The sequence below is a fragment of the Paraburkholderia sp. SECH2 genome, assembly GCF_030464795.1.
Lineage (GTDB): Bacteria > Pseudomonadota > Gammaproteobacteria > Burkholderiales > Burkholderiaceae > Paraburkholderia > Paraburkholderia aspalathi.
The window spans coordinates 701,262-716,750 of the sequence record NZ_JALPRH010000001.1; the positions used below are offsets into that span (position 1 = coordinate 701,262).

Here is a 15,489-nt window from a genome sequence, read left to right on the forward strand (position 1 = left end):
TCGTGGCTCACATTTAATCCCAAAGAGGACACAATCCGTGAACCACTCCTACCGCACTACGGCGGTAGGCTGCTGTCTGGCCGTCTGCGCCAGCCTGTCTGCCTACGCACATGCCGACGAATCACCCGCCATTTCCGGCTCGTCTGTCACGCTCTACGGTATCGTCGATACCGGTCTTGAATATCTCACCAGCGCATCGTCGTCGAAAGGCGAGACGCATAGCATCACCCGTCTGACGTCCGGCGATATGTCCGGCTCGCGCTGGGGCATCACCGGCACCGAGGATCTCGGCGGCGGCTCACGCACCTTCTTCCTGCTCGAAAGCGGCATCAACGTCGATCGCGGCGCCCTGCTGCAAGGCGGCCGCGAGTTCGGCCGGCTCGCCTATGTAGGCATCGCGAACGACACCTGGGGTTCGTTCTCGCTGGGCCGCCAGGGCGGCCTGTTCCTCGACTGGGTCAGCGAATACAACCCGCTGAAGAACGCGGTCTATGCCATCAAGATGCAAGACCCGGCATTCTCGGACCGGCTCGACAACACCGTTCGCTATGAAAAACGCTTCGGCGAACTGACTGCGATCGTGCAATACAGCTTCGGCTACGACGCGGTCACGTATGGCCCGCAGCCGGCTGGCGACACGCGTTTCGCCCGGGTGATCGAAGGCGGCCTGCGTTATAAGCACGGCCCGTTCAGCGCGACACTCGTGTACGACCAGAAGAATGGCGGCAGCACGAGTCCCACAGCCGCGCATACGTCGAAGGTCGGCGGCTACGAAGGCGATACGGATCGCCGCGTATCGTTCGCAGCAAGCTACAAAATTTCCACGGTCACGACTTACACCGGCTACCGCTACCTCGATTCGCATGCGGTGCACCTGAGCACGCTGAGCACATCGCCCGTTGAAGCAACCAGCCTCTACTGGCTCGGCGCCACCTGGCTCGCACAGCCCAACTTCGCGCTCTCCAGCACGGCGATGTACCAGAACTTCTATGGCACGTCGCGCGACCCATGGTCGTTCCAGGTTGATGCGGACTACTTCCTGTCCAAGCGCACCGACCTGTATCTGAACCTCGCGTACGCGCTGAACCGCAACGGCTCGAACCTGGGTCTGAACGGCTTCGGCACGGACGTCGTGGCCGGCAAGAACCAGTTCGGTCTGATGGCCGGCATCCGCCACAAGTTCTAAGCATGCAGATGAACGACGCGAGCGTATCGATCCACTTGCGCGGACTTCGTCAGCGTTTCGGTGAGCACACCGTGCTCGACGGCATCGATCTCGACGTGCCGGCGGGCACGACGCTCGCGCTGCTCGGGCCATCCGGCTGCGGCAAGAGCACCCTGCTCAAGCTGTTGGCCGGGCTGCTGCGTCCGGACGAGGGCTGCGTGATGTTCGGCGGCGAGACCGTCGCCGATCCATCGCACTGTGTGCCGCCGGAAGCACGCGACCTCGGCATGGTGTTCCAGGACTACGCGCTCTGGCCACACATGACGGTAGCGGGCAACGTGTCGTTTCCGCTGGAAATGCGTGGCGTGCCGCGCGCCGAGCGGATTGCTGCGGTCGCACAAGCGCTGGCGCGCGTCGGTCTCGAACAGATGGCCGCGCGCCGCCCGTCGGCGCTCTCCGGTGGCCAGCAGCAGCGCGTCGCGCTGGCACGCGCGATCGTCGCGCGTCCACGCGTGTTGCTGTTCGACGAACCGCTCTCGAATCTCGACACGCAATTACGCGCCACCCTCTGCGACGACATTCGCACCGTCCTCGCGCAACTCGGCACGACCGCCGTGTACGTGACCCACGATCGCAGCGACGCCGATGCGCTCGCGCACACGATCGTGACGCTTGCGCAAGGACGTGTAGCGCAGACTGTCCATCGATAACGGAATCGCTACAATGTATAAGCTACTTTCTTCTATCGTTTGTTCCCTTTCCCTTGCCTTCGGGCCGATTACTTCCGTGCAAGCGCTTACTGTCTACACTGCCGGTCCCGGCAATCTCAGCAAAAAACTCGTGCAAGGTTTCGAGCGCAAAACCGGCGTCAAAGTCGACCTGTTTCAGGCCACGACCGGCAAGGTGATGGCGCGCATCGAGGCGGAATCGAGCAATCCGCACGCAGACGTCCTGATTTCCGCATCTTGGGATACGGCCCAAGATCTCGAGCGACGTGGCTGGCTTGCCCCCTACACGAGCCCGAATGCGGCACACGTGCCGCCCATGTTCAAGGCGCCGTCTTACGTCGCGCAAGGTATCTCGGCGCTTGGCATCGTCTGGAATACGCGCGCCGGCAAGCCTGAGCCGCACGACTGGCGCGATCTCGCCGCGCCCGAATATCGCAATCAGGTGACCACGCCGAATCCTGCGCTGTCGGGTGCATCGCTAGATCTGCTGTTGGGCCTGCAGGACCGGCTCGGCGAAGCCGCATGGACACTATTCGACAGCCTGCACAAGAACGGCATGCTCGTGCTCGGGCCGAATGCGCAGGCGATCAATCCGGTGCTTCAAGGGGCAAAATCAGCCGTGTTCGGCGCGGTCGATTACGTCGCGTACGGCGCGGCGGCCAGCGGCGAATCGGTCAAGGTGATTTTCCCGAGCAGCGGCACGGTGATCGCGCCGCGTCCGATGATGATCCTCAAATCGTCGCATGCTCAGGCGGACGCCCGGGCATTCGTGGACTACGTGCTGTCCGACGAGGGTCAGCAACTGGTCGCCGCCGCCTACCTGATTCCAGCGCGCGAAGACATCGATTCGCCGCGGCCGCGTTTGAAAGACCTGAAGCTCCTGCCACAAGACGATGGCAGCAATACGAAGTCGCGAGCCGAGGTTCTGTCACGCTTTAACGCGCTGTTCGGCGAACACTGATGGCCAGCGTGATCGCGCAACGCGGCCTCGCGCGACGCGGGTGGCGGTCGGGGCGCGTCGGGCGCACCGCCGCGCTTGGCATGCTGTTCGTCGCATTGGGGCTGCTGGTTGCGTTGCCTACCGCCTTCGTCGCGTTGCAGGCGATCTTTCCGCAGTTGAATCACGGCTCCTTTGCGCATCCCCTTGCGGCGATCCGTTCGACGCTTACGCAATCCGACACGTGGCCGCTGCTCGGCAACACGTTGCGTTTCGGCGTTGCCGTCGCGCTGGCGAGTATCGCTTTGGGCGTGCCGCTCGGCGCGCTGCGTGGCTTGACGCGATTGCCAGCCGCGCGGCTATGGGATTTGCTGTTTCTCGCGCCGTTTCTGATTCCGCCGTATCTCGCGGCACTGGGCTGGATGTTGCTGCTGCAGCCGCATGGCTATCTCCAGCAACTGGCCGGTTTCGATCTCGGCGGTTATCTGTTTTCGTTCGCAGGCATTGCGCTCACGATGACACTGAGCGTGTTTCCAGTGGTGTATTTCGCGGTCTCGCGCGCGTTGATGTCGACCGGCGGCCGGCTCGCACAGGTCGCTCGGGTATGCGGCGCCACGCCATGGCGTGCGTTCGTGCGCATCACGCTGCCGCTCGCCGCACCGGCGATTGCCGCGAGCACCCTGCTCGCGTTCACCATGGCGATCGAAGAATTCGGCATTCCGTCCGCACTTGGCGCGCGTGCCGGCTTCAGTTTGCTGGTGACATCGATCGAAGCGCGTTTCTCCGATTGGCCGATCGATCTGTCCGGCGCAGCGGTGCTCTCTGCGTTGCTCGCGCTCACCGCGCTTGCGGCCTTCATGGCGCAACGGCGTCTGCTCGCCGGCCGCGACTTCGATACGCAAACGGGCAAGCCGGTCGCCAGCGATCCGTTCGAACTCGGTCGCTGGCGGTGGCCGGTTTTGTTGCTGTTCGGCGCGGCGGCGTTCTGTACGACGATTGCGCCGCTCGGCGCGATCGTGGCGACGTCTTTCGTGCGTACGCTGTCGGGCGGCTTGAGCGTGTCCAATCTGACGCTCGCGCATTTCGCAGCGATCGCCTCGGTGGGCGAAGGCGCCGGCGCCCTGTTCACGAGTCTCGGTCTGGCCGCAGCGACCGCCGTGTTGACAGGGACACTGGGGTTTCTGGCTGCGTGGATCATCATCAAAACGCGCACGCCTGGACGCGCTGCGCTCGACGGCCTCACGCTGCTGCCCCATGCGATGCCCGGCATCGTGGTCGGCGTCGGTTTGATCCTCGCTTGGAATCTGCCCTTCTGGCCCATCACGCCGTACAACACGTGGGCCATTCTCCTGCTGTCGTATAGCTGCCTGCTGCTGCCCTATCCGGTGCGTTATGCGAGTGCGGCGCTGCGGCAGATCGGCGGCAGCCTCGAGGCCGCGGCACGCGTGCATGGCGCAACTGAAGCCCGCGTGCTGTGGCGCATCGTCTTACCGCTGGTGGCCCCGCCGCTCGCGGCGTCGATGATGATCGTCTTCGCGGTGGCATCGCGCGAACTCGTGACCTCGCTGCTGCTCTCGCCAAGCGGCGTGCAAACCGCGTCCGTATTCATCTGGCAGCAGTTCGAGCAGGGTTCGATCGGCGACGGCATGGCGATGGGCACGTTGATGCTGGTGATCAGCGGCACCGTGCTTGCGCTGGCATCGCTTTGGACACGACGTCTGGATGTGCTGCCTTGAATTGCGCCGCGCCGACGACTGAGTTAAGTCGGCGCGGCAGAACTGCGATTGTTACTGGCTACAGAAGGTCGGCTGATACTTGTAGACCCACGCGGTCTTCGTCGAACTCGGCGATTGCACCCAGTTCGTCATGCCCTGGATCGTATTGAAGATCAGTTGCGAGCGCGAAGTGACCTTGTCGGTGAAAACGCCGTTGTCGTTAACGTCGACTTCGAAGGAGATTTCCGCGAGCGCCGGCGTGCTCGAACCGTTGGCGTACCAGACGGTCATCGTGAAGTCAGCGTCTTCCTGACCGAGATCGCTGGTCGGGCCGTCAAAGGTCAGCTCATGAATCGACAGACCGCTCACCGGCGCGAGCGACTGGCTGCTGATGCTGTCGAATACGTGGGTGGTAGGGAACAGGTCGTTGATGTCGCTCAGGTGGTTGATGTTCTTGGAGTTGGAGAGCGGTTCGTTCGTCGAATGCGAGTACGTTTGATTCGAAGGCGGTGTGATGTCGTCTTCGAGCTTGCTGCTGGCCTTGGACGAACTGCCGCTGACATCCGTATTCGCCGAGGTGGTTTCGTTTGCTGAGCCGAACTTCAACTCGATATTGCGACCGCTGCTGTCATCGCGTTCGCGCATCGAGTAGCCGGCCTGCTTAACGGCGCAGGTTCCCGGCGAGTCGTAGTACAGCACGGTGCGATCGTTGTCGGCGCTAAAAGTCTTCTTGACCGTGCTATCGAAGCCGTTTGCCGCGAGACTCGCCTGAAGATCCGTCAAAAAACGATTGGCTGTATCGACGGGCGAACTGTCGAACGCAACGGGATTGAGCAACACTTTGTATTCGCGGCTGCCTACGCTCGGCGTGCCAGCGTGAGCCACTTGGGACGCCGCGAAAAACGCGAGCGCTGCTGCATGATTCCATTTGATCTTTGTCATTTCGGTTCTCATGGTTGAAGGGGTACTGCAACCGTGACATTAGTTATCCGAAGTGACGTTGATGTGAAGTTTCTGAAAAATAGCGGCAGTGAGCGCGACGTCACAGACTCGTCGCGCAATCACGCCTTATTCAAGTTGCTAATCGGCGACCGCTCCTTTGAAACAGCGGAGCGGAACCGGTCAGTGATTGTTCACGCAGCGACTTTCCGTTCCGCTCCGAGGGGCAGTTCTGGCATGTCACGATCGGACTGCGGCACAGCGCCAGGCCGGCGATGCACGTCATGCGTCACGAAACCCTGTTCGCGGCTCGGCACATCGAACCACTCCCGATGCGCAAACGAATCGCGAATGTCTTCAAGGCCACTTTCCCAATGCTCGTGCATTGTGTCGACGCTGAACTCGTAGTCCTTGTAATGCCCTTCATACGGCTTGTTCTTGTAGATCAGGTGGACCACATTGATCGCGCTCCCATCGGCTGCTTCTTCAGCGAGACGGAATAGCGGATCGGTCCTGCGCAGATCCGGTGGAACATGCGCGAGCAACTCCTTGATGAAACGTGCATGCTTCTGACGATCTGCCAGCATGCTGGTTACCGCTCGCGTACGGCTGGAGTACTGGATATCTTTGGCGCGCTCGGACACGTCGAGAAAATCTCCGGGCGCATTACCTCGCGCGCTCCACAGATCGACCTGGAAAACCAACGTATCTTTGTGGTCCGCATCGCGAAGCACTTCGGTCAGCGGCGTGTTGGAAACCAGCCCGCCGTCCCAGTAGTACTCGCCGTCGATCTCCACCGCCGGAAAGCCTGGCGGCAACGCCCCTGACGCCATGAAATGCTCCGGCTCCAGACGCATTTTCGTGTTGTCGAAGTACACCAGGTTGCCGGTCCGCACGTTCACCGCCCCCACTGAAACGCGAATGTCGCCATCGTTGATTCGATCGAAATCGGCGAACTTCAACAACGTTTCCCTCAAGGCGGCCGTGTCGTAATAGCTGACCGCGTTGGGGTTTTGCTTGCCGAAACCTGCCATTGGCAATGGGTTGCGCGGCGAGAAGAAACCTGGCTGCCCCTCTGTCAACGCGCGGCTGGCTGCCCACAAACTCGCCCACTTGCGCGACAGGTCCTGCGCGCCGAAGCCGGGCAGCATCCATGCGCCCAGACCACCGACCCAGTCGAGCGGATGGCAGATCGAATCCCAGAAACCGCGTAACGCTTCCACGCGGTTTTCGGGCGCATTGCCGGCAATGATGGCGGTGTTAAGCGCGCCGATCGAGACACCGGCAATCCAGTTCGGTTGCACACCGGTCTCGGCCAGGCCTTCGTAGACGCCGGCCTGGTAAGACCCGAGCGCGCCGCCACCTTGAAGCACCAGGGCGATCTCGTCATAGCGCGGCAGCACAAACGCATCCGGCTGCCCGTTGATTTTTTTTGTGCTGCTGCGCATACGCGACCCCTTATTGCATTGACCAGCCGTGGCTAACGATCACCGACTGCCCGGTGAGCGCAGACGATTCGAAGCCTGCAAGGAACGCGACCGTATTGGCGACGTCCTCAACGGTGGTGAATTCACCGTCGACGGTTTCCTTGAGCATCACGTTCTTCACCACTTCGGCCTCGGAGATACCGAGCGCCTTGGCCTGCTCGGGAATCTGCTTGTCGACGAGCGGAGTACGCACAAAGCCCGGACACACGACATTCGCCCGCACGCCGCGCGGTCCACCTTCCTTCGCAACCACTCGGGCCAGTCCCAGCAAGCCGTGCTTGGCGGTCACATAGGCGGACTTCAGCTTCGACGCCTCGTGTGAATGCACCGAACCCATGTAGACGATCGAGCCGCCTTTGCCGCCCGCGTACATGTGCTTGATTGCCGCCTTAGTGGTGAGGAAGGCACCGTCCAGATGGATGGCCAGCATTTTCTTCCAGTCGGAAAACGCATACTCCTCGATTGGAGCGACGATCTGGATACCCGCGTTCGACACGAGCACATCAATGCTGCCGAGCTCCTGCACCGCACGTTCAATGCCGCTATTGACTGCTTCTTCATTCGTCACATCCATTGCGACCGCCAGCGCCTTGCCGCCCGCGGCGACGATGCTGTTGGCCACTTTCTGCGCGTTCTCGAGATTCAGGTCGGCAATCACCACTGCAGCACCGAGGCTAGCGAGTTTGCGTGCGCACTGCTCACCAATACCGCTTGCTGCACCCGTCACAAGCGCGACTTTATTGTTCAACGACATGTTGCGTTCCTTATCGGTTCACGGACCGTTATTGATTGACTGCGAGCTTCACGCTCTCGGTTGTGGCGAGATAATCGAGCGCAACCTCGCCGATATCCAGTGTTAGATTGGCGATCACATGCCGTGCGCCGACCACCCGCTTCACCGGCAGATCGGCGACGGGCGCCAATGCGTGCGGATGCAGTTCGAGCGCGGCGGGACCGGACCACGCACCCAGCACGCTCACGTCGCGCAGATAGAAACGCACGAGTTCGCACACGCGCGCCGAACCATCAACGTGCGGGATCACTTTGAGCAGGTAATTCGGTGTGTCCGCAAGCTTCTTGCGTTCAACCTCGATGTCGAGCGGCACATGCTTGAAGCCCATCGTGCCGGTTGCGATACGTTGTGTGCCGTAGTCGAGTGTGCCGAGCAGTGTGTCATTGCCATCGACGCTTAAGGTCGGCTTAGCCAGCTTCTTCGGAAAGCCCCAGATCTCGCGGCCGCCGGCGATCGGGCCTTCGTCGTCGAGGTACATCGAATGCGTGTAGTTGCCGAGGCGTCCTTGCTGGTCTCGCACCGAGATGACCTGGCCGCTTTCGGTGTAGTCACCGAAGCCCGACGAATCCGGCATGCGAATGAATTCGTAATGTACGAGATCGTTTTCCGGATGCAACGGCTCCGGCACGATGGCGCGCAGCGCATCGAAATCGGTCTCATACGAAATGATGAAGTATTCCCGATTGATGAAGCGGTACGGCGGCCGAGGGTAGGCTGGATTGTGAACGGGCATCGCAAAGGCGTCTTTGCGGATCGAAGCGAGGTTCATGAGACTCCTTTATGACTGGCACATGCAGCACCGGTGCAATGGTAGAGGCAAACCTCACGCGATAAGACCCATCATTCGTCAATAGACCGTTAACCACACTGCAACACTGCCGCTGGAACTTTGGCCGCGTCATGCAAATCAGTGCATGTCTAAACACGCCAGAAAGGAGCGAAGCACACCGGCCCCAAAAAAGGTCGCACGAGTGCGATCCGATGCATAGCACCGGGCGCCCGCCTCATTTTGAGGTCAGTGAGAAGCAGAGAACGCGTCGAACGTCGCAGCCGGAGATAGCGCGAACGATGCCCGCATATCTCGAGCCTCATCGACCGGTGAACGTCCGAAGAAACGCTTGAATTCGCGGCTGAATTGCGAGGGACTTTCATAACCGACACGCGCCGAAGCAGAGGCTGCCGTCAAACCGTCGCGAATCATCAGCAGCCTCGCCTGATGCAAACGCGTCGACTTGATGTATTGGATCGGCGAGGTGAGCGTGACGGTTTTGAAGTTGACATGAAACGCGGGAACGCTCATCCCCGCCTCTTCCGCGAGACGACTGACATCCAACGGCTGCGCGTAGTCAGTGTGAATTCGCCGCAGCGCTTTCGCGACCCTGCCGAAGCGCCCCTGATGCGCGAGCGCAGCCCTCATCGCTGCGCCTCGCTCCCCGATCAATACCCGGTAGCAGATTTCCCGCACGATTGCGGGCCCCAGCACCTCCGCGTCCAGAGGTGACGTCAGGGCTTGCAGCAGGCGCAAGGCCGCTTCGGCGAGGTCTCCCTCGAGCGGCGTCGATACGATCCCTAGCGGCGTGCCTTCCTGATGGCTTCCGCTGCGATCGATCGCCAGTATCAGATCCGTCAATTCGATCAGATCGAGGCGCAGCGTCACAGCCAGCATTGGCTCGGCCTCGCTCGCTTCGGTTTCAGTCGAGAACGGCAGCGGCACGGACAGGATCAGATAGTGCTGGGCGTCGTAGACATACACCTCCTCGCCCAGAAACCCCAGCTTGCGCCCCTGGCACACGATCACGATGCTGGGCTCGTACAGCACGGGCGTGCGCCCCAGCGGCCGGTCCGACCGCATGAACCGCACGCCCTCCAGCGCGGACTGCGTGTACCCCTCATTCGGAGCCAGACGCTCGAGCAGGCTCACCATCTTTGCGGAAACCGGGTTGTCGGCAACTGTCACGAAGACTCCTCTTTCGCCAGATCGGGTGAATAAATTCTACCGGATACGCTCGGCGGCCCGCATCCACTTCAATAGGAATAGGCAATACCGCGATTGTCACGTGTATTCGCGTGCAGGAGCTCGGCTCATAAGATGGGTTATCGGCTGCACGGTGTGGCCGAAGCGCTCGGGAGACCGCGCCGCGATTGCTTTGCCGCCTCGTGCGCAGACTTCGTAGCCTCTCCCTCTGACAAACCTGCACAGCTTATTGGCACGGAGAACGCAACATGACAACGCAAACCCATCAACCCAAAGTCATCCTTATCACCGGGGCAAGCAGCGGTATCGGCGAAGCAGCGGTCCGGCTGCTCGCCGCCCAAGGTCACCAGCTCGTGATCGGCGCGCGGCGCACGGAACGACTCGCGGCGCTGGCCGAAGAAATTCAAGCAAGCGGCGGCTCGGTTCGTTACAAGGCACTCGACGTCACGTCCGCCGACGACGTCAACGCATTCGCCCAGTCCGCACTGGACGCCTTCGGCCGCATCGACGTGATCGTCAACAACGCCGGCGTGATGCCTTTGTCGCCCTTGAGCGCGACAAAGGTGGACGAATGGAATCGCATGATCGACGTGAATATTCGCGGCGTGCTGCACGGCATCGCTGCGGTCCTGCCGACCATGGAGCGCCAGGGGTTTGGCCAGGTCATCAATATCTCCTCGATCGGCGGCCTCTCTGTCTCGCCGACGGCCGCCGTGTATTGCGCGACCAAGTTCGCCGTGCGCGCTATCTCGGACGGTCTGCGTCAGGAAACCGACAAGATTCGCGTGACCGTGATCTGCCCGGGCGTCGTGGAATCAGAATTGGCCGATTCGATCTCCGACGACACCGCGCGCGCTGCGATGCAGGACTTCCGCCGCGTGGCGCTTACGTCAGACGCTATTGCACGTTCGATCGCCTACGCAATCGAGCAGCCGGCGGACGTGGATGTCAGCGAAATCGTTGTGCGCCCAACGGCGAGCCCTTTCTAACAAGTCTCATCTCTTGATCCTCATTTCTTTGGAGCAATTCATCATGACTTCACAAGCATCCACCTACCGACCGTTCGCCGGCAAGGTTGCCATCGTCACCGGTGCGGCAAGCGGTATCGGACTCGCCACCACCGAACTGTTGCACTCCCAAGGCGCGAGCGTGATCGCCGTTGGACGCGGCAGCAACGTCGAAGCATTGGCCCGGCCCGGGATCGTTCCGCTCATCGCCGACGTCGCGCATGAGGAAAGTGCAGTGCGCGCGGTGGCCGCTGCGATGGAACACTTCGGCAAGCTGGACATTCTGGTCAACAACGCCGCGATCATCATCAACAAGCCGGTCATCGAGATGACGCTCGACGACTGGAACGGTATCCAGGCGGTCAACTCCACCGGCGCATTCCTGTTCTCGCGTGAAGCCATGCGCGCGATGATGCCGGCGAAGACCGGCGCAATCGTCAACGTGGGTTCATACGCGTGCTATCAGGCATTTCCGCTGATCGCCGCCTATGCGGCCTCGAAAGGCGCACTCGCTCAGTTGACGCGCGCCATGTCGCTCGAGGCGATCGATCACGGCATTCGTGTCAATGCGGTGGGATCCGGCGATGCCGTGACGAACATCACGAACCATCTTCACGACGACGGCCCGGCCTTCCTCGCCGAGCACGGTAAGAATGCGCCGATCAAACGGGCAGCCGATCCGCGTGAAATTGCTGAAGTAATCGCCTTTCTGGCTTCTGAGAAAGCGAGCTACATCGTCGGCGCAGTCGTAATGGCTGACGGTGGAATGAGCGTGGCACTCAAGTAAGACTCTGACCACATTCTTTTGAAACGTCGTTGAAATTTTATTTCGTATTCCATATCTCCTAAGGAAATTATCATGAACAAGTCTGCAAAAATCTGGTTTGTCACTGGCGCATCGAAAGGCGTCGGCCAACGGCTCATACGGCAACTCCTCGCGCGTGGCGATTACGTCGCCGCGACTTCGCGAACCGTGGCGTCGCTGACGGAAGCGATCGGCCCCGCATCGGAGCAATTTCTTCCTCTGCAAGTGGATCTGACCAACGATCAGAGCGTGCACTCCGCCATCGCGCAAACGGTCAAGACGTTCGGCAAGGTCGACGTGATCGTCAATAACGCCGGCTACGCACAACAGGGCACCGTCGAGGCGCTTTCGGACGAGGAGCTTCGGCAGAATTTCGAAGTCAACCTGTTCGCACCGTTGTTGGTACTGCGCCACGCGCTCCCGCATCTGCGCGAGCAGCGCGGTGGGCATGTTATCAACCTCTCCTCGATTGTCGGCTATCAAGGAGGCTACGCTGGTTGGGGCAGCTATGTGGCGAGCAAGTTCGCGCTCGCGGGCCTGACCGAGTCGCTCGCGGCCGAGGTGGCTGAGTTCGGTATCAAGGCGACGGTCGTCTACCCTGGGCCGGTGCGCACGGAGTTTTTGTCGAGCGGCGCGCTGGCGGTGGCCAAACGACAGATCGATGAATACACCGAAGCCAAGGCATCGCTCGATCTGCACCTGGGCACGCTGCACGGTCATCAGGCCGGCGATCCGGACAAGTTGGCCATGCTGATCATGCAGGCTGTTGATGTCGCCGAACCGCCGTTGCACCTGTTCGCCGGCAAGATCGCCAATGAACTGGCGGCGCAAAAAGCCGCGGCGGTCCAACGCGATCTTGAAGCGTGGAAGGGCTCATCCGAAGCGACGGACTTCGCCGAGTAATTTTGAAATCAGGCAGCGTCCAGTGATGGGCGCTGCCTGGCGGGAGAATTCCAATGTTGGCGATCGGTTGAGTCACTTCTTCCCCTCCGACCGCCCCCCACCCAGCGCCTCAAGCAGTGGCCGCAGCGCATCCAATTCCACACCAAACCCACTCCAGTCCCCCGCCTTCAATCGCTCGATCGCACGGTCATAGTGTGCAAGCGCCTCACGCGCACGCGCATCCGCTGTCCCCTGAGGCTGCGACGCGAGCGGACCACTTTCCTTGAAAAGCGCCGCCAACGCCTCACCCAACGTTTCCCTCATCACCACTCGATCCCCATACGCAGCAATCACCCGCTTCAACTCAGGTAACTGCCCCGACTCCGCACGCAGGTAGAGCGGCGAGATATAGAGAATCGAATTCTCAATCGGCACAACAAGAAGATGGCCGCGAATGACACGCGAACCCATCTGGTTCCACAGCGAAATCTGCTGCGAAATCTCAGTGTTCTGCTGGATGCGCGCCTCAATCTGGAACGGCCCATAGACGAGCTTATCCTTCGGAAACGAGTAGACGACAAGCTTGCCGTAGTTAGGCGGATCGCAACGCGCGGCGAGCCACGCGATCATATTGTCGCGCTGGCTGGGCACCATCGGCAGCATTAGGACGAACTCCTCGCGCGGTTCCCCCGGCAGCCGCATGATCATGTAGTAAGGCGCCATCGGCGTGCCGGGACTATTCCCGCCATCAACGCCGATCAATTCCCGTGGGAACTGCCAAAGATCCTCGCGATTGTAGAAAACCTCCGGCGCATCCATGTGATAGGCCCGATAAAGTTGCGCCTGGATCTGGAACAGCTCTTCCGGATAGCGGATATGTTGCTGAAGATCTTGCGGCATCGTCGCGAGCGGCTTGAACAGACCCGGGAAAATGCGCTGATACGTTCGCATGATCGGATCGTTCGGATCGCTCACATAGAAATCGACCGTACCGTTATATGCGTCGACCACAACCTTGACTGCGTTGCGGATGTAGTTGGCGCCATCGTCGAAGCCCGGCTGCGCATAGGGGAACCAACTGCTCGTCGTATACGCGTCCTGCATCCAGAAAAGGCGTCCGTTGCTTGTGACGAGGTAGGGATCATGATCGAGCCTAAGGAACGGGGCGATCGTGCGCACGCGATCCTGAATGTTACGGTGCAGCAGAATGCGGCTACTGTTCGTGATGTAGTCGGTTAGCAGAATGTTCGGATCGTTGAACTGCCACGCGAAGAGGCTGCGGCGCGCGCTGCTGCCGAGGCCAATACCATCGCTCCCGCTGTAAGCGGTATAGACGTTGTCCTTCCCCTTGGGATAGTCGAACTCGGGGACGCTGCCTTTCACAATGACGTAACCCTCACCCCCTTCACCAAAATACAGACGCGGCTCGCGAATGGCCGGCCCGCCGTGCGCGACAGGCGGAATATCCTGCAGATAGAAGGACGGCAACCCTTCCGTCGATTTTTCAGTGACGGGCGACATCACCACGCCGTTGCCATGCGTGAACAGGAGGTGCAAGTTCACCCAGGTCTGAGCGTTGGCGGGGAGCATGGAAGGCTCCAGTTCGCGGGCCGACAACATCACCTGCCGATATCCAGCTTCCAACCGATAGCGATCAATGTCGACGGAGAAAAATTTGTAGTACGTCCTGATCTCCTGCAACTGCGCATAGGTATCCATCAGCGGCTGCACATCCCACAGCCGAATGTTGTCGATGGTCGCGCGATTGGCCTCGAGCGAGGCGAGATTCAATTCCTGATCAGCCGGAAACGGTTTTACCGCGATCTGGTTGAGGCCGTAGGCCATTCGCGTTAGCGCGATATTGTGTTTGATATAGGGCATCTCCAGTTGCAGCTCGCTCGGCTTGACATAGAGGCGCTGGAACAGCGCCGGGTAGATCAAAGCGAACACGAACGAGGTGCCGAACACCAGCAACACCGAGGCAACAGGAATTCGATAGCCCTTCCGGCGCATATTGACCCAGCACGCGACGGCTGCAACAACCGCAAGGCCAACGAGTACCCACAAAACCGGCAGCTCGACGTGGATGTCGGTATAACCGGCGCCGACCACGACGCCGTTATCGCCGTAGAGCAGCAGGAAGCGGTCGAGTGTGTAGGACCAGGCCTTCAGGAGAAAGAACGCACCGAGCAGCGCTGAAGCGTGAGCAATGGCAGCGGGAGAGAGTACACGCGGTGCCCGATCGAACGTGATGTCGCCGCGAACTCCATACACCGCGGCTGCAACGAGCGCACTGCAGAAGATCAGCTGCAGCAGCCAGTTCTTGAACGCAAGATAGGCGGGCAGCGAGAACAGATAAAAGCTGATGTCCTGGCCAAAAACCGGATCGCGGTCGCCATAGGGCACCTGATGCAGGAAACGCAACACCAGATCCCAGTTCGAGATTGCGCCGCCAGCGATGATCAGCGCCAGGACAATAGCGCTGCCCACAATGCTGGCGCGCCATGGAATGCGCGGTGCGAGCTGGTCTGCCAGTTCACTGATGAACTCCGGCGTACCTGACAGACGGGCCGTTTCAACTTGCCAGCTACCGGGACGCCGCGCGTAACGATGCGCAAGAAACCCCGATGCAGCAATTACGCTCGCCGACACTACGAACACGGCGGCAAAGAGGAGTGCCTTGGCGGAGAGAGTCGTCCAGAAAACGTCGACGTAACCGATTGAAGCAAACCACAGCCAGTCGACCACGACGCCAGTGAGACGCCCGGCAACGATCAGAGCGCCCACAACGACCGCAACCATCATTGCGATGCGTTTAACGTTCACGCCGGAGCTTGGTTGCCAATGCATCGCCCCTCCTTTGCCGGGACGCCACTTGTGGCTGACTGCGATCAGGTCTGCTTAAACCGCTAACCTGCAGCGAACCTGATTGACCGGATTATCGACGCGCAGTCAATGAATGATTAGGGTCACATAACTGATTGTAGTCCGGCGAGGCAACGCACGTACGCTCACCCAGTCCGCGCACGGATGAACGGACAAGCTCCTACCGCGCA

The 15,489-nt window shown here is 60.6% G+C and carries 13 protein-coding genes; 7 read left to right on the forward strand and 6 right to left on the reverse strand.

Annotated features, from left to right (window positions below; translation table 11 throughout):
• Window positions 1-37: 37 nt before the first annotated feature.
• The 4 genes from M0D66_RS03220 to M0D66_RS03235 are packed head-to-tail and all read left to right on the forward strand — an operon-like array spanning window position 38 to window position 4,566.
• Window positions 38-1,186: a porin gene (locus tag M0D66_RS03220; RefSeq protein WP_266208974.1), complete on the forward strand. Its 1,149-nt coding sequence runs from the start codon at window positions 38-40 to the stop codon at window positions 1,184-1,186.
• 2 nt (window positions 1,187-1,188) lie between these two features.
• Window positions 1,189-1,875 carry an ABC transporter ATP-binding protein gene (locus M0D66_RS03225; RefSeq protein ID WP_266208975.1) on the forward strand — a complete coding sequence of 229 codons (687 nt, stop codon included), beginning with the start codon at window positions 1,189-1,191 and terminating at the stop codon, window positions 1,873-1,875.
• A 13-nt stretch (window positions 1,876-1,888) separates the two neighbouring features.
• On the forward strand, window positions 1,889-2,854 hold the full coding sequence (locus M0D66_RS03230) for an ABC transporter substrate-binding protein (RefSeq protein ID WP_200621008.1): 966 nt from the start codon (window positions 1,889-1,891) through the stop codon (window positions 2,852-2,854).
• Entirely contained in the window at window positions 2,854-4,566 is a 1,713-nt protein-coding gene (locus tag M0D66_RS03235) for an iron ABC transporter permease (protein ID WP_266208976.1), read from the forward strand. Before M0D66_RS03230 ends, M0D66_RS03235 begins: the two co-directional genes overlap by 1 nt.
• 51 nt (window positions 4,567-4,617) lie before the next feature.
• Here M0D66_RS03235 and M0D66_RS03240 read toward each other — a convergent pair whose 3' ends face one another.
• From M0D66_RS03240 to M0D66_RS03260, 5 genes are all read right to left on the reverse strand, one after another.
• Window positions 4,618-5,487, reverse strand: a complete 870-nt coding sequence (locus tag M0D66_RS03240) for a hypothetical protein (protein WP_200622516.1) — start codon at window positions 5,485-5,487, stop codon at window positions 4,618-4,620.
• A gap of 191 nt (window positions 5,488-5,678) precedes the next feature.
• The gene (locus tag M0D66_RS03245; RefSeq protein ID WP_266208977.1) at window positions 5,679-6,932 is read right to left on the reverse strand and encodes a patatin-like phospholipase family protein; all 1,254 of its coding nucleotides are present in this window, start codon (window positions 6,930-6,932) and stop codon (window positions 5,679-5,681) included.
• Window positions 6,933-6,942: 10 nt separating this feature from the next.
• Window positions 6,943-7,725 carry a 3-hydroxybutyrate dehydrogenase gene (locus tag M0D66_RS03250; RefSeq protein ID WP_200560971.1) on the reverse strand — a complete coding sequence of 261 codons (783 nt, stop codon included), beginning with the start codon at window positions 7,723-7,725 and terminating at the stop codon, window positions 6,943-6,945.
• 28 nt (window positions 7,726-7,753) lie between these two features.
• Window positions 7,754-8,533: an acetoacetate decarboxylase gene (locus M0D66_RS03255; protein WP_054033950.1), complete on the reverse strand. Its 780-nt coding sequence runs from the start codon at window positions 8,531-8,533 to the stop codon at window positions 7,754-7,756.
• 246 nt (window positions 8,534-8,779) lie between these two features.
• Window positions 8,780-9,688: an AraC family transcriptional regulator gene (locus M0D66_RS03260; protein ID WP_200622523.1), complete on the reverse strand. Its 909-nt coding sequence runs from the start codon at window positions 9,686-9,688 to the stop codon at window positions 8,780-8,782.
• Window positions 9,689-9,987: 299 nt separating this feature from the next.
• Between M0D66_RS03260 and M0D66_RS03265 the strand changes: the two genes are divergently transcribed.
• The 3 genes from M0D66_RS03265 (at window position 9,988) to M0D66_RS03275 (ending at window position 12,454) form a co-directional block, all read left to right on the forward strand.
• Window positions 9,988-10,728 carry an SDR family oxidoreductase gene (locus M0D66_RS03265; RefSeq protein ID WP_266208978.1) on the forward strand — a complete coding sequence of 247 codons (741 nt, stop codon included), beginning with the start codon at window positions 9,988-9,990 and terminating at the stop codon, window positions 10,726-10,728.
• Between the two features lie 43 nt (window positions 10,729-10,771).
• A complete protein-coding gene (locus M0D66_RS03270; RefSeq protein ID WP_266208979.1) occupies window positions 10,772-11,533 on the forward strand; it encodes an SDR family NAD(P)-dependent oxidoreductase in 762 nt (253 codons plus the stop codon).
• A 72-nt stretch (window positions 11,534-11,605) separates the two neighbouring features.
• Entirely contained in the window at window positions 11,606-12,454 is an 849-nt protein-coding gene (locus M0D66_RS03275) for an SDR family oxidoreductase (protein ID WP_266208980.1), read from the forward strand.
• Between the two features lie 72 nt (window positions 12,455-12,526).
• Here M0D66_RS03275 and M0D66_RS03280 read toward each other — a convergent pair whose 3' ends face one another.
• Window positions 12,527-15,283, reverse strand: a complete 2,757-nt coding sequence (locus M0D66_RS03280; protein ID WP_266208981.1) for a UPF0182 family protein — start codon at window positions 15,281-15,283, stop codon at window positions 12,527-12,529.
• Between the last annotated feature and the right edge of the window lie 206 nt (window positions 15,284-15,489).